Source organism: Lentzea sp. NPDC051213, assembly GCF_044455585.1.
GTDB lineage: Bacteria > Actinomycetota > Actinomycetes > Mycobacteriales > Pseudonocardiaceae > Lentzea.
The window spans coordinates 327,990-341,424 of sequence record NZ_JBITEX010000009.1 but is presented as its reverse complement, the minus strand read 5'-3'; the positions used below and the strand labels follow the sequence as shown (position 1 = coordinate 341,424).

The window sequence follows — 13,435 nt, the reverse complement described above, 5'->3', positions numbered from 1 at the left end:
AAAAGGTTTTCTTTGCTAACGATGTGATTCGCCGTACAGCTCCTCCAGCGCCCGGTACGCCTTCGCCACGAACGGCCGTGCCCGCGCGTACTTCTCGATCGCGGCCTCGTCCGGCGTGATCGTCTGCGTCGGCCGCACGAGGTCGACCGTCAGACTCGGAATCTCGTCCAGCGCGCGCCAGGCCAGCAGGGCGGCACCCACGGCCGAACCGCCGCTGTCCTCGGTGAGGTGCAGCGGCATGCCGAGCGTGTTCGCCAGCGTCTGAGCCCAGATCGGCGCGCGGAAGGCACCGCCGGTGATCCGCAGCGAGTCGACCCGCGGCACGGCGTCCAGCACCAGCGCCAGTTGCTGGCACACGCCTTCTACCAGCGCTTTCGTGATCTGCTGAGGCGTGTGCTCGCGACGCAGGCCGAGGATCGCGGCATGGGCGGTCGGGTCCCACCACGGTGCCCGCTCGCCGAGCAGGTACGGCAGGGCGACCAGGCCGTCGGAGTCCACGCCCGCGGCCTGGTCGAGGAGATCGCCGACCGCGATGCCGAAAGTCTCGGCGGCCCACTGGGCGACCACGCCGCCGTTGCTGATCGCGCCGCCGCGGACCCAGAGGCCCTCGGCGATGGCGTAGCTGAAGGTGCGGCCTTCCTCGTCGACGCCCGGACCCTGCTGCGCCACGCGCAGGGCGCCCGACGTGCCGAGCGAGACCGCGCCCGCACCGGGCGTCGCCGCGCCGACGCCGAGGTTGCCCAGCGGTCCGTCGCCCCCACCGACGATCACCGGGATGCCCTTGGGCAGTCCGGGGATGTCGGCTGTGAGCGGTGTCGAGTGCGTCGGTTCGACGAGGGGCGGGAGCTGGTCGGCGGTGACGCCGGCGAAGTCCAGCGACGGCTGGTGCCACTGCAGGGTGTGGATGTTCATCAGGCCGGTGCCGGAGCCGGACGAGTGCTCGTTGATCAGCTCGCCGGTCAGGTGGAGGTGCACGAAGTCCTTGATCTCGCACCACTTCGCGGCGCGGACGCCGTTCTCGTGGAACCACGCGAGCTTCATCAGCGGCGTGAACGAGTGGATCGGCGCGCCGGTCGCCTGGTGGAGCGCACGCCCCTCCGCGGTGCCCCTGAGGCGTTCGGTCTGCTCGACCGCGCGGTTGTCGGCCCAGCTCAGCGACTCCGTGACCGGCTTCAGCTCCGCGTCCAGGCCCATGATCGAGTGCATGGCGCCGGTCAGCGCGATCGCTCTGACCTCGTCTGACGCCAGTTCGCGGAGGGCGTCGAACGCCGCGTCGAGCACCTGTTGCGGGTCGTGCGTGGCTTCGGCACCGCTGGTCCGCATCGGGTAGCCGCGTTCGGTCGACGCGACCACGCGGGCCTGCTCGTCCACGGCCACGACCTTGGTCGCCGTGGTGCCGAGGTCGACCGCCAGCACGACCGCCACGGACTACCTGCCGTTCCGCAGCGCGGTGAACACGCCGAAGCTCGGGGACAGCCGCAGCGGGCCCCAGAACTCCTCGCCGCGCTCGTCCTGCGGCACCACGGTCGGCTGCCGCGTCACGTCCGAGAGGCCGGCGCGGGTCAGCGCCGCGTCGAACACCCCGCGCTGCCAGTAGAACGAGTCGAAGTCGAACGGCGGATCGCCCAGCACGTGCACCCGGACCGGCTGCTTCAGGTTCATCGGGCCGGTCCGGATGATCTCGTAGCCGTAGCGCCCGTACTGCCCGAGCAGGTCCCAGTCCGCGTCCGGGTTCGGCACCAGCACGACGAGCCTGCCGCCGTCGGCGAGGTTCGCCTTGAGGTTGCCGATCATGGCGTCCAGCGCGGCCTCGTCGTCCGCGTAGCCGAGCAGCCACACGGCCGTCACGACATCGAACTGGCCGAGGACGGGCAGGTCCGTCGCGTCCTGCTGCTCGTAGGTGATGCCGCGCGGTTCGCGGTTCTCGACGTGACGGGCGTACCCGATCATCTCCCCCGCCGAGTCGACGCCGACGACCTTCGCCGCGCCCAGGTCGTGGAAGAGCCTCGCGTAGAACCCGGTGCCGCAGGCCACGTCCAGCACGGACTTGCCGCGCAGGTCACCGACCGCCGACAGCAGGGTGGCTCGTTCGGCCAGTCCGGTGGGGATGTGCTTGGCACGCTCGTAAACCGCACCCAGGGCGTCGTACTGATCGTCGCTCTCCGCCATGACAGCAGCCTAGAGAAAATCAGGTCGGCCGGTACCTGATCGGCCACTCAGCGGATCGTGATCACCTCCAGGTACTCGGCAGGAACCACGACCGAGCCGTCGGTCGCCGTGTTGAACCGCGCCGTCACGGACTTCAGCCGGTCGGCCGGCTCTTCCTGGCCAGCGGGGCAGCTTCTCATGCGAGAAAGCTGAAAGCCCCTGTCGCCCGAAGGGCAACAGGGGCCGGTTGAACCAGCTCAGAGTCGCTTGGCGAGCTCTTCCGCGACCTCGTAGGTGTTCAACGCCGCACCCTTGCGCAGGTTGTCACCGCACACGAAGAAGTCCAGCGTGTTCGGGAAGTCCAGCGCCTGGCGCACGCGGCCCACGTACGTCGGGTCCTCGCCCACGGTGTCCGCGGGCGTCGGGAACCGCTTGGCCGCCGGGTCGTCCACGAGCACGATCGACGCCTGCGACTCGAAGATCTTGTGCGCGGCCTCGACCGTGACCTCACGCGCGAACGTCGCGTGGACGGACAGCGAGTGCGTGGTGACGACCGGGACGCGGACGCAGGTGGCCGAGACCTTCAGGTCCGGGATGCCGAGGATCTTGCGGGCCTCGTTGCGGACCTTCAGCTCCTCGGACGACCAGCCGTCGTCCTTCAGCGAACCCGCCCACGGCACCACGTTCAGCACCAGCGGGGCCGGGAACGGGGAGTCGGCGGCGGACAGGCCGGCGGCGGACAGCACCTCGGCCACGTCGCCGGCGACGACGCCCGCTTCCTTGCCCGCCAGTGCCGAGATCTCGGCGTACAGGCGGTCGATGCCGGACTGGCCGGCACCGGAAGCGGCCTGGTAGGAGGCCACGACGAGCTCGCGGAGCTCGAACTCGCGGTGCAGCGCACCGAGCGACGCCATCATCGACAGCGTCGTGCAGTTCGGGTTCGCGATGATGCCGCGGGGGCGGTTGCCGATCTGGTCCGAGTTCACCTCGGGCACGACCAGCGGGACGTCGTCGTCCATCCGGAACGCACCGGAGTTGTCGATCGCGACCGCGCCGCGCTCGGCGGCGATCGGGGCCCACTCGGCCGAGACCTCGTCCGGCACGTCGAACATCGCGATGTCGACGCCGTCGAAGGCCTCGGGGGACAACGCGATGACCGTGACGTCCTGGCCACGCACGTTGATCTTCTTGCCCGCCGAGCGCGGGGACGCGATCAGCCTGATCTCGCCCCACGGCACGGAGGAACGGGTGTTGATGATGTCGATCATCACAGTGCCCACGGCACCGGTCGCGCCCACCAGCGCGAGTACTGGGGCGGTCATCGTCCAGTCCCTGCGTAAACGACGGCCTCTTCGTCGCCACCGAGCTCGAACGCGTCGTGCAGGGCACGGACGGCGTCGTCGAGCTGGGTGTCGCGGCAGATGACCGAGATGCGGATCTCCGAGGTGGAGATGATGTCGATGTTGACGCCGGCCGTGGCCAGCGCCTCGCAGAACGTGGCCGTGACGCCGGGGTGCGAGCGCATGCCCGCGCCGATCAGCGACACCTTGCCGACGTGCTCGTCGTAGAGGACCTGGTCGAAACCGATCTCGCCACGCGACTTCTCCAGCGCCGCCACCGCGCGCGGGCCGTCGACCTTGGCCAGCGTGAACGTGATGTCGGTGCGGCCGGACGCGGCCTGCGAGACGTTCTGCACGACCATGTCGATGTCGAGCTCGGCCTGCGCCACGACCCGGAAGATCTTGGCCGCGATACCGGGGTGGTCCGGCACGGCGGTCACGGTGATTTTGGCCTCGGACCGGTCGTGCGCGACGCCGGTGATCATCGCCTGTTCCACGTGAAGGTCCTCCACTGAACCGGACACGATGGTTCCGGTCTTGTTGCTGAACGAAGAGCGGACATGCACGGGCACGTTGTAGCGGCGGGCGTACTCCACACAGCGGAGCATCAGCACCTTCGCGCCACACGCGGCCATCTCGAGCATTTCCTCGTACGTGATCGTGTCGAGCTTCTTCGCGTTCGGCACGATGCGCGGGTCGGCGGTGTAGACGCCGTCCACGTCGGTGTAGATCTCGCACACGTCGGCCTTGGTCGCTGCCGCGAGCGCCACCGCGGTGGTGTCGCTGCCGCCACGGCCGAGCGTGGTGATCTCCTTCGAGTCCTGCGAGACACCCTGGAAGCCCGCCACGATCGCGATGGCCCCCTCGGACGTCGCGTCCTGGATGCGGCTCGGCGTCACGTCGATGATGCGCGCTTTGCCGTGCACGGCCGTCGTGATCACGCCTGCCTGCGACCCCGTGTAGGAGCGCGCCTCGGCACCGAGCGAGTGGATCGCCATGGCGAGCAGCGACATCGAGATCCGCTCGCCCGAGGTGAGCAGCATGTCGAGCTCACGTGCGGGCGGTACCGGAGACACCTGGCGGGCGAGGTCGAGCAGTTCGTCGGTCGTGTCACCCATGGCGGACACGACGACCACTACGTCGTTGCCCGCTTTCTTGGTCGCGACGATGCGCTCGGCCACGCGTTTGATCCGCTCGGCACTTCCAACCGATGAACCGCCGTACTTCTGGACGACGAGCGCCACCGACCTGACCTCCTTCGAGCGACTAAAACCCCACGTCGAAGGCAGCCTACCCGGACCACCTGGTGAGACTCTTGAGCCGTGATGCGCGTGACTACTCTGTCCGGGTGTCGTCCGTCGATGTCGTGGAGGCCCCAGCAGCCGTGCATGAGAGCAGTGCGCGCACACGGTTGACCGAGGCGCTCAGACACCCCGCCGCGCTCTGGGCGGCCCCCGCGCTGATCTACCTGTTCGTCCGCCAGGTGGGTCTCTTCGTGCTGCAACTGGTGGTCGACTACCAGAACCAGCTCCGCGGCGGGGGCAACACCGCGTCCGGCGAGCTGAAGTCGTGGGACGGGGAGTGGTTCCTCGGGATCGCCGCCGGTGGTTACAACGACGTGCCGGCCCGCCTGACCGACGCGGCGGGCAGGCGCTCGGCCGAGACGCCGCTCGCGTTCTTCCCCGGCTACCCGGCGCTGATCAGGTGGGTCGACGGCCTGCCGGGCGTGACCGTGGAGGGCGCCGCGTTCGCGGTCAGCGTGATCAGCGGGCTGTTCTGCGTGTACGGGCTGTTCGTGCTGGGCCGCTCGGTGCTCGGCGGCTCGTCGAAGGCCGGGCTGATCTTCGTCACGCTCTTCTCCGCGTCCCCGATGGCGGTCGTGCTGTCGATGACGTACTCGGAGGCCACGTTCTGCGCGTTCGCCGCGTGGGCGCTGGTCGGCGTGGTGCGCAAGCGCTGGATCCTGGCCGGCGTGTGCTGCGCCGCGGCCGGTCTGGTGCGGCCCACGGCGGCCGCGCTGATCGCGGCGGTCGTGCTCGCGGCGCTCGTCGCGGTGATCGCGGACAGGCGCGACTGGCGGGCGTGGGTCGGTGCCCTGGTCGCCCCGCTCGGCCTGCTCAGCTACCTCGGCTGGGTCGCGATCCGCACGGGCGACCTCGCGGGCTGGTTCGGCGTGCAGCAGCGCGGCTGGGGCTCGAAGTTCGACGGCGGGGCGGCGACCCTGGAGTTCACCCTCAAGCACCTCGGCAACCCGCAGTCGGAGCTCGAGACCGGCACGGTGTGGCTGCTGATCGTCGCGATCCTGCTGGTCGTCTGGGCGTTCCGGCGGCGGCTGGAGTGGCCGCTGATCGTGTACGGCCTGGGCGTGCTGATCATGGACATCGGCTCGAACGGCCTGATGAACTCCAAGGCCAGGCTGCTGCTGCCCGCGTTCACGCTGCTGATCCCGGTGGCGCTGGCGCTGGCGAAGCGCCGGATGTCGACCCTGCTGACCCTGCTGGGCTTCGCGACGCTGCTCAGCGCCTGGTTCGGCGCCTACGCGCTCGCGGTTTGGCAGTATGCGATCTGATGAACGAGCTGATCTCGAAGCGCTGGAGTCCGCGCGCTTTCTCCGCTGAGGCAACGGTTTCCGACGACGAGCTGCGCATCCTGCTGGAGGCGGCGCGCTGGGCGCCGTCGCACGGCAACAGCCAGCCGGCCAGGTTCGTCGTGGGGCACCGCGGCACACCGACGTTCGACGCGACCTTCGAGACGCTGCGTCCCGGCAACAAGACGTGGGCGTTCCGGGCGTCGGTGCTGCTCGTCGGCTGCGTGATCACCCAGGACGCGCGGGGCGACCTGCCCAACGTCGAGTTCGGCCTCGGGCTCGCGATGGAGAACATCGCCCTGCAGGCCGTCGAGTCCGGTCTGATCGCGCACATGATGGGCGGCTTCGACAAGGCGGCCGCGCACGAGGCGTTCAAGATGCCCGACGACGTGCGCCCGCTCGTCGTGATGGCGATCGGGCGACCGGGCCGGCTGGAGGACCTCCCGGAGGACCTTCAGGCTCGTGAGCAGCGCGAACGTCTCCGGCACCCGCTGTCCGAGACCGTGTTCACCGGGTCTTGGGGTGAATCCCTGTTCTGACGGGTCACAGCTCGGTTGAGAAGTACTTCGTCGCGACCTCGTTGTGCAGCGGGAACGCCAGCGGCTCGCACTCGAAGATGACCCTGCGCTCGGAGGCCTCGTCGTTGGGCACGAACGGCGGCATGTCCTCGGCGTTGATGGCGGGGGCGGTCGCGAACAGCAGCACCGTCCCGCCGTCCGGGGTGGAGACGAAGTGCAACGGGCGCAGGTCGTCCGGGTTCACCGTGACGCCGGCTTCCTCGTGCAGCTCACGGGCCGCGCTCTGCTCCCACGACTCACCGCGGTCGATGAACCCGCTGACGAACGCGAGCTGCCCGACCGGCGGAATCGCGCGCCGCACGGTCAGCAGCCCGGTGCGCGGGCCGTCCTTGACCGGGACGAGCAGCACGACGACCGGGGAGGGGTTCGCCCACACCATGTGCGCGCAGCTCGCGCACGTACGCGGGTAGGAGGCGGTGTCCGCGTAGGCGGTGCCGCAGTTGTTGCAGAAGTCGTCGCGCGCCATGAGGTCGAACCTAGTTCAGACGCCTCACGAGCTTAAGGACGATCGCTCGAACGGCCAGCCAGAACAGCGCCGCGAGCCCGAAGTTGACCAGCACCCGCAGCTTGGCGTCGGCGGGCGTGAAGAGGTCCTTGAACGCCAGCGCCAACGGCTCCGCGAGAGCACGGACGGTGCTGGTGATGATGTTGTCGGGGTTGGCCCCGCCGACGGTCAGCACGACGTGAACGACGAGCACGACCGCCAGCGCGAGGCCGACCCAACTGACAACCCCGGCGGCGATCCCGACCACACGCGTTCGCATGGCCGGAATCTACTACTCAGTAGCGAGAGACCGCACGGGCGAGCAGACCGGTCACGACCAGCCAGAACACGGCGGCGAGACCGTAGTTGAGGAATACGTCGAGGTTGTAGTTCCCCGTCTGGAAGAGACCGGGGAAGAACAACGCGAGGGGCTCGGCGAGGGACCCGACGAACCGGAAGAACGCGTTCGCCTGGTTCGCACCGAGAATGATCATCAGGATGTAGAGGATCTCGATCAGGGCGAAGACCGCTCCGATGCCGCTGATCACGCGTGACGCCGTGCCGCGGCCGCTAGTCGTACGTAATCTGGCCATACATGAGCTTTTCCCGGGTTTGCCCCGGTCGAAACGAAATCCCACGATCCGGTCCCCGAGTTCCATCTTCGGCATGACAGTGGCTAGTCTGTTCGGCGTGTGGCGTTCCCTCCTGCTTCGCTGCCGTGACGGGGTCTGATCAGACCGGCCCCCCGTCGCGGGACTCAGCGTTGCCGCCGGTCGTAGTTCTCAAGCGACCAGCAGGAGCACCCCGAAATGACTTCGCCTGACGCCTACACCTCCGGTAACAGCCGCCTGCGCCAGCCCGCGCGCCCTGCCCCGGACAGCCAGCCCTCCTGGAATCCCCAGCTCGGTTCCTTGATGCCGTTTCACCGCTACCGGCCGTTCCACGAGGTCGTGGAGGTCGTCGAGGTACCGGACCGCACCTGGCCGGGCAAACGCATCGAGAAGGCCCCGCTGTGGTGCGCGGTCGACCTGCGCGACGGCAACCAGGCCCTGATCGACCCGATGTCGCCCGCGCGCAAGCGCAAGATGTTCGACCTGCTGGTCAGGATGGGCTTCAAGGAGATCGAGGTCGGGTTCCCGGCGGCCAGCCAGACCGACTTCGACTTCGTGCGGGAGATCATCGAGGACGGCGCGATCCCGCCGGACGTGACGATCCAGGTGCTGACGCAGTGCCGCGAGGAGCTGATCGCGCGGACGTTCGAGTCCCTGCGCGGAGCGAACAAGGCGATCGTCCACTTCTACAACTCGACGTCGATCCTGCAGCGGCGCGTGGTGTTCCGCAGCGACCGCGACGGCATCAAGAAGATCGCCGTGGACGCCGCGAAGTTCGCCCGTGAGCAGGAGAAGGACTACCCGGAGACGGACTTCCGCTACGAGTACTCCCCCGAGTCCTACACCGGCACCGAGCTGTCCTACGCGCTCGACGTCTGCAACGCGGTCTCCGCGGTCATCGCGCCGACGCCGGAGAAGCCGCTGATCATCAACCTGCCGGCGACCGTCGAGATGGCCACGCCGAACGTCTACGCAGACTCGATCGAGTGGATGTCGCGCAACCTGGCCAACCGCGAGTCGATCATCCTGTCGCTGCACCCGCACAACGACCGCGGTACCGGTGTGGCCGCCGCCGAGCTGGGTTACCTGGCCGGCGCGGACCGGATCGAGGGCTGCCTGTTCGGCAACGGCGAGCGCACCGGCAACGTCTGCCTGGTGACGCTGGCGATGAACATCTTCAGCCAGGGCATCGACCCGCAGCTGGACTTCTCCGACATCGACGAGGTCCGCCGCACGGTCGAGTACTGCAACCAGCTGCCGGTGCCCGAGCGGCACCCGTACGGCGGCGACCTGGTCTTCACCGCGTTCTCCGGCTCGCACCAGGACGCGATCAAGAAGGGCCTGGAAGCGCTGGAGGCCGACGCCAAGGACGCGGGCCAGCACGTCGACGACTTCCAGTGGGAGGTCCCGTACCTGCCGATCGACCCGAAGGACGTGGGCCGCAGCTACGAGGCCGTCATCCGGGTCAACTCGCAGTCCGGCAAGGGCGGTGTGGCCTACCTGATGAAGCAGGAGCACCACCTCGACCTGCCGCGGCGCCTGCAGATCGAGTTCTCGAGGGTGATCCAGGAGGTCACCGACACGCAGGGCGGCGAGATCAACCCGAAGGAGATGTGGGACGCGTTCGCGGAGGAGTACCTCCACGGCAAGGTTCCGCTGCACCTGCTGCGGCACCGGGCTTCGTCGGACGGCAGCGGCCACGAGGAGATCACCGCGGTCCTGCTGATCGACGGCGAGCAGCAGGAGATCACGGGTTCCGGCAACGGCCCGATCGCCGCGTTCGTCGACGCGCTCGCGTCCGTGGGCTACGACGTGCGGGTGCTGGACTACGCCGAGCACGCGCTCTCGGCCGGTGACGACGCCCGCGCCGCCGCGTACCTCGAGTGCGCCGTGGGCGACCGGGTCCTGTGGGGCGTGGGCATCGACTCCTCCACGGTCGCCGCGTCGTTCCGCGCGATCGTGTCCGCGATCAACCGCGCACAGCGCTAAGGCACGACGGACGGGGAGGACGCGTGGGGCACGAGTTGTCTCGGCGCGCCCTCCCCGTTCGCCTGCACGGCCCAAATGCCCTCTCCGGGCAGGCCGTAGGCGATGGTGTCGTTGTCGAGCCACACGACCTGGTCGTCGATCCCGCGGATCTCCGCCAGCGGTGTCTCCACCATCGTGGTCAGGTCCAGCACGTGCTGACGCCACGGCCGGGCGCCGTCGCCAGGCACTCGCTTCTTGAACGCCACTCGCGTGCCGTCGGGTGACAGCGACGGGCATTCCACGTTCTCCCGCAACGGCTTCGCGGAGGTGTCGGCCGCGTCGCCGTTGATCAGGTAGGTCTTGCCGGCCGTGGACATCGTGGCGTAGTAGGAGCGGTCGTCGCCGGTGAACGTGACGCCCCAGTAGTTCATGTCCTCCGTCCGCTTCATGCCGGCGATCCGGGTGCCCTCGAGATTGCTCCGGTACTCCTGCGTCTGCCGGTCGTAGATGCCAGTGCGGGTGGAGAACGCACCGGTCTGCGCGTACGAGTCACCGGTGACGAACGTCGTCCAGGACGCCATCCGCCCGTCCGCCGACAGCTTCGCCCGGTTCGGCACGCCCGCGACGTCGATGCGGTGCGTCTCCGCGAGCGACTGGTCGACGAAGATCGAGACCGACCCCGGGAACGGGCCTGCTCGGTCCGCGAGACACAGCCCCTGCCGCGCCGCGGTGAAGAACCGCTTGCAGGACAACGTGCTCACCCGGCGCGGGCCACCGGGATCGGCCAGCGGCACCGACGCCACCTTGCCGCTCGCGTCGTCCACGAACAGCAACCGGCCGCCGGTCAGCTCGACCGGACCCGGCTCGATCGCGACGGAGACCTCGGCCGGTGGGCGCAAGGCGTAGGCGGTGGCGCCCACGCCCAACACGATCACGGCAGCGACGACGAGCAGGATCCTCACCACGCGAACCACGTCCACAACGCGCCGAACAGGACTGAGGAACTCGCCCGCGCGAGCACCTGGCCGGTCTGGAGCAGGGCCAGACCGGACGTGCGCAGCTCGTCCGGGATCAGCGGGCCTGCGACGGCCATCAGCACGCCGTCCGTGCAGGCGTAGAAGAGTCCGTGCAACACCAGAACCCCTGCCAGCAAGGCGATTCCGGACGAGCCCGCGAACAGCAGGTACGCGCCGAGCAACGCGAGGTGGCCGGCCAGGAACATCCGCCACCGGCCGAACCGGTCGGCCAGCGCACCCATCGGCACGGCGGCGAGCAGGTACACGCCCGCCGTGCCGAGGGGCAGCAACGCGATGTAGGCGACGTCGACGTCGAGTTTCTTCTGCAGCAACAGGTAGATGAACCCGTCGCCCAGCGTCAGGAACCCGAGCCCGCACGCGACCAGGCAGACCCGCCGGAACGGCCTGGACCGCAACAGCCCGAAAGCATTTCGAAGCGACACCGCGACGCGTGGCAGCACGTCCCGGTGGTCCCGCACGAACAGCACCAGCACCAGCAAACCCAGCGCGGCGAAGCAGAAACTCACCACGAACACCACGTCGTAGCGAGCCGGCAGCGTCCACAAGAGACAGAACGCCACCAGTGGACCGAGGAACGCGCCAACGGTGTCCATGGCACGGTGGACACCGAAGGCGCGTCCGAGCGCCGAGGGCTCGCTGCTCAACGTGATCAGCGCGTCCCTCGGCGCCGTGCGCAAGCCCTTGCCCGTCCGGTCCCCGGTGAGGACGAGACCCATGGCGGTCGCGGAGGTCCCGGCGGCGAGCAGTCCGAGTTTGCCCACCGCCGAGATCCCGTACCCGAGGCCCGCCACGAGCTTGCGCCGTTGCCAGCGGTCAGCCGCATGACCGCCAACGATGCGGACCAGTGCCGAGACACCGGTGTAGATGCCGTCGAGCACACCGAACTGCAGCGGGGAGAACCCCAGCCCCAGCACGAGGTACAGCGGCAGGATCGCGGTCACCATCTCCGAGGAGACGTCCGTGAGGAGGGAGACGGCCCCCAGGGCGATGACGTTCGCCGCGATCCTGCCGGTGCCACCCGCGGCGGGAGCTTGTCGAGCGGTTGCGATGTACACGACGGCCTCAGCTCAACGGCAGTTGTAGGGACCGGCCTTGTCGCGCACCGTGCCGGCCGTGTCGATGACCTCCCACGAGTAGGAGCGGCCGGACAGGGTGAGCTTCATGACGCCGTGGCTGTCCGAGAAGTACTTCTCGACGCCCACCCGCGGGGTGCGCTCCTTGTAGAGGAAGTCACCGCCGATGCCGACGACGGCCGAGCGCATGCCGTTGACCTGGTCGATCGCCCCGCTCTTGCTCAACGGTGAGAGCCGCTCGTAGTGGTGGTTGTGGCCGCCGAGCACCAGGTCCGCCTTGGCGTCCGCGAACGCGTTCCAGTACGGAGCCATCGCCGAGTTGTCGCCGTACTTGCCGGAGGTGAACCGCGGGTGGTGCCAGTAGCCGACGACACACGGCTTGGTGTTCGCGGCCAGGTCCGACTTGATCCAGGCGAGCTGCGCGGAGTCCGAACCGTGTTCGTCGAGCGGCCAGGAGTCGACCGAGACCATGTGGAACTCGCCCACGTTCCAGCTGTAGTACGGCTTGCCCTGCGGGAAGGCGATGGAGCCGAAGTACTCCTTGTAGCCGCGGAGCTCGTCGTACCACTCGTGGTTGCCGGTCGCGGGCCTGGTGATGCTCTTGTACTTGCCCCACGACTTGTCGTAGTGGGCCCGGTACTCCGCGATCGTGCCGCTGTCGTACTGGTTGTCGCCGACCGTCGCGACGTAGTTCGGCTTGATCTGGTCGATGAGCTTCGCGGTCTCGTAGTGCTCGCTGTTCGTCAGCGACGCGATGTCGCCGGAGACCACGACCGTGATGTTCTCGCCGGGTCCGGCGGGCAGGGTCGTCGCCTGCACCGCGTTGCTCGCGGGCCCGAGGTTCCCGGCCGCGTCCCGCGCGCGAACTGTGTAGGTGAAGGTCGTGCCGGACGCCAGACCGCTGTCAGTGAACGAAGTGCCGGTGGGCGTGCCCACGACACTGCCGTTGCGCAGGACGTCGTAGCCGGTCACACCGTTCTCGTCGGTCGCGGCCGTCCACTGCAGACTCACCGAGCTCGACGTGGTGCCGGTGCTGGCGAGGCCGGTCGGTGCGGTGGGCGGCGTGACGTCGCCGTTGTTGCTGCTGCCCCAGACCTCCAGTTCGAAGAGCGAGTAGCCGTAGGGGGTGCCGCGCTTGGTCCCGTAGATCCGCACGTACCGGCCCGTGGCGCTCAGGCTGGTCTCGTCGATGCCGCCGTTCTGGCCGGTGAGCGACTTCTTCGTGCTCCAGGACGTGCCGTTGGTCGATGTCTGGATCTGGTAGCTGGAGGCGTACGCGGCCTCCCAGCTGAGCTTGACCTTCGAGATGGTGGCGTTCCCGCCGAGGTCGACAGCGATCCACTGCGGATCGACGCCTTCGCGGCTCGCCCAGCGAGTGGTCGGATCTCCGTCCACGGCATTGGCGCCGCCGAAGGTCGCGGCCTCGACGGACGAGGTGGTGGTGGGCTTGTTGGCAGACAGCAGGGAATCAGCCGCATTTGCCGTGCCTGACGCCGCGATCTGGGGTATCACCAGCGCAAACAGGGCTAAGGCGACACCCGTCCGGGTGTGCTTTCTGATCACTTCGTCCTCCTGGGCACAGGCGGCGGCTCGAAGGATTGGTAAAGAA

General features: G+C 68.7%; 13 protein-coding genes and 1 pseudogene. 3 read left to right on the top strand and 11 right to left on the bottom strand.

The window, feature by feature from the left end:
* Positions 1-15: 15 nt before the first annotated feature.
* The 5 genes from ACIA8G_RS35875 to ACIA8G_RS35855 are packed head-to-tail and all read right to left on the bottom strand — an operon-like array spanning position 16 to position 4,732.
* The gene (locus ACIA8G_RS35875) at positions 16-1,425 is read right to left on the bottom strand and encodes a gluconokinase (RefSeq protein ID WP_396423189.1); all 1,410 of its coding nucleotides are present in this window, start codon (positions 1,423-1,425) and stop codon (positions 16-18) included.
* 3 nt (positions 1,426-1,428) lie between these two features.
* Positions 1,429-2,169 (bottom strand): class I SAM-dependent methyltransferase, encoded by a 741-nt coding sequence (locus ACIA8G_RS35870; protein WP_396423188.1) that lies wholly within the window; start codon positions 2,167-2,169, stop codon positions 1,429-1,431.
* A gap of 47 nt (positions 2,170-2,216) precedes the next feature.
* Positions 2,217-2,348 carry a hypothetical protein gene (locus tag ACIA8G_RS35865; RefSeq protein WP_396423187.1) on the bottom strand — a complete coding sequence of 44 codons (132 nt, stop codon included), beginning with the start codon at positions 2,346-2,348 and terminating at the stop codon, positions 2,217-2,219.
* Positions 2,349-2,405: 57 nt separating this feature from the next.
* Positions 2,406-3,470: an aspartate-semialdehyde dehydrogenase gene (locus ACIA8G_RS35860; protein WP_396423186.1), complete on the bottom strand. Its 1,065-nt coding sequence runs from the start codon at positions 3,468-3,470 to the stop codon at positions 2,406-2,408.
* The gene (locus ACIA8G_RS35855) at positions 3,467-4,732 is read right to left on the bottom strand and encodes an aspartate kinase (RefSeq protein ID WP_396423185.1); all 1,266 of its coding nucleotides are present in this window, start codon (positions 4,730-4,732) and stop codon (positions 3,467-3,469) included. Before ACIA8G_RS35855 ends, ACIA8G_RS35860 begins: the two co-directional genes overlap by 4 nt.
* A gap of 104 nt (positions 4,733-4,836) precedes the next feature.
* Here ACIA8G_RS35855 and ACIA8G_RS35850 point away from each other — a divergent pair, with 104 nt between their 5' ends.
* The gene (locus ACIA8G_RS35850; RefSeq protein ID WP_396423184.1) at positions 4,837-6,057 is read left to right on the top strand and encodes a hypothetical protein; all 1,221 of its coding nucleotides are present in this window, start codon (positions 4,837-4,839) and stop codon (positions 6,055-6,057) included.
* Positions 6,057-6,614, top strand: a complete 558-nt coding sequence (locus ACIA8G_RS35845; RefSeq protein ID WP_396423183.1) for a nitroreductase family protein — start codon at positions 6,057-6,059, stop codon at positions 6,612-6,614. The genes ACIA8G_RS35850 and ACIA8G_RS35845 overlap by 1 nt, the downstream gene beginning before the upstream one ends.
* Positions 6,615-6,618: 4 nt before the next feature.
* Here the strand turns inward: ACIA8G_RS35845 and ACIA8G_RS35840 are convergent, their stop codons facing one another.
* Genes ACIA8G_RS35840 through ACIA8G_RS35830 form a run of 3 tightly spaced genes read right to left on the bottom strand, consistent with a single transcriptional unit; the run spans position 6,619 to position 7,730 of the window.
* Positions 6,619-7,119: an NUDIX domain-containing protein gene (locus ACIA8G_RS35840; protein WP_396423182.1), complete on the bottom strand. Its 501-nt coding sequence runs from the start codon at positions 7,117-7,119 to the stop codon at positions 6,619-6,621.
* A 10-nt stretch (positions 7,120-7,129) separates the two neighbouring features.
* Entirely contained in the window at positions 7,130-7,417 is a 288-nt protein-coding gene (locus ACIA8G_RS35835) for a hypothetical protein (RefSeq protein ID WP_396423181.1), read from the bottom strand.
* Between the two features lie 16 nt (positions 7,418-7,433).
* Positions 7,434-7,730 carry a hypothetical protein gene (locus tag ACIA8G_RS35830; RefSeq protein ID WP_396423180.1) on the bottom strand — a complete coding sequence of 99 codons (297 nt, stop codon included), beginning with the start codon at positions 7,728-7,730 and terminating at the stop codon, positions 7,434-7,436.
* 216 nt (positions 7,731-7,946) lie between these two features.
* On the opposite strand from ACIA8G_RS35830, the gene leuA reads away from it, so the two are divergent.
* Positions 7,947-9,737, top strand: coding sequence for a 2-isopropylmalate synthase (leuA, locus tag ACIA8G_RS35825; RefSeq protein WP_396423179.1), 1,791 nt, complete (start codon positions 7,947-7,949; stop codon positions 9,735-9,737).
* Here leuA and ACIA8G_RS35820 read toward each other — a convergent pair.
* The 3 genes and pseudogenes from ACIA8G_RS35820 to ACIA8G_RS35810 all read right to left on the bottom strand — a co-directional run bounded on the left by ACIA8G_RS35820 (position 9,734) and on the right by ACIA8G_RS35810 (position 13,389).
* Positions 9,734-10,615 carry a hypothetical protein gene (locus ACIA8G_RS35820; RefSeq protein ID WP_396423293.1) on the bottom strand — a complete coding sequence of 294 codons (882 nt, stop codon included), beginning with the start codon at positions 10,613-10,615 and terminating at the stop codon, positions 9,734-9,736. The two genes, leuA and ACIA8G_RS35820, sit on opposite strands and share 4 nt — an antisense overlap.
* Positions 10,607-11,808, bottom strand: a pseudogene (locus ACIA8G_RS35815) (MFS transporter); the annotation flags it as partial. The gene ACIA8G_RS35820 and the pseudogene ACIA8G_RS35815, both read right to left, overlap by 9 nt.
* Positions 11,809-11,820: 12 nt before the next feature.
* Positions 11,821-13,389, bottom strand: coding sequence for a discoidin domain-containing protein (locus tag ACIA8G_RS35810; protein ID WP_396423178.1), 1,569 nt, complete (start codon positions 13,387-13,389; stop codon positions 11,821-11,823).
* Positions 13,390-13,435 lie beyond the last annotated feature (46 nt).

Bases quoted from the DNA above. Each gene is read 5' to 3' on its own strand.
- ACIA8G_RS35830 (WP_396423180.1), bottom strand. From the start codon at position 7,730: ATGGCCAGATTACGTACGACTAGCGGCCGCGGCACGGCGTCACGCGTG.
- ACIA8G_RS35840 (WP_396423182.1), bottom strand. From the start codon at position 7,119: ATGGCGCGCGACGACTTCTGCAACAACTGCGGCACCGCCTACGCGGAC.
- leuA (WP_396423179.1), top strand. From the start codon at position 7,947: ATGACTTCGCCTGACGCCTACACCTCCGGTAACAGCCGCCTGCGCCAG.
- ACIA8G_RS35845 (WP_396423183.1), top strand. From the start codon at position 6,057: ATGAACGAGCTGATCTCGAAGCGCTGGAGTCCGCGCGCTTTCTCCGCT.
- ACIA8G_RS35835 (WP_396423181.1), bottom strand. From the start codon at position 7,417: ATGCGAACGCGTGTGGTCGGGATCGCCGCCGGGGTTGTCAGTTGGGTC.
- ACIA8G_RS35865 (WP_396423187.1), bottom strand. From the start codon at position 2,348: ATGAGAAGCTGCCCCGCTGGCCAGGAAGAGCCGGCCGACCGGCTGAAG.
- ACIA8G_RS35860 (WP_396423186.1), bottom strand. From the start codon at position 3,470: ATGACCGCCCCAGTACTCGCGCTGGTGGGCGCGACCGGTGCCGTGGGC.
- ACIA8G_RS35870 (WP_396423188.1), bottom strand. From the start codon at position 2,169: ATGGCGGAGAGCGACGATCAGTACGACGCCCTGGGTGCGGTTTACGAG.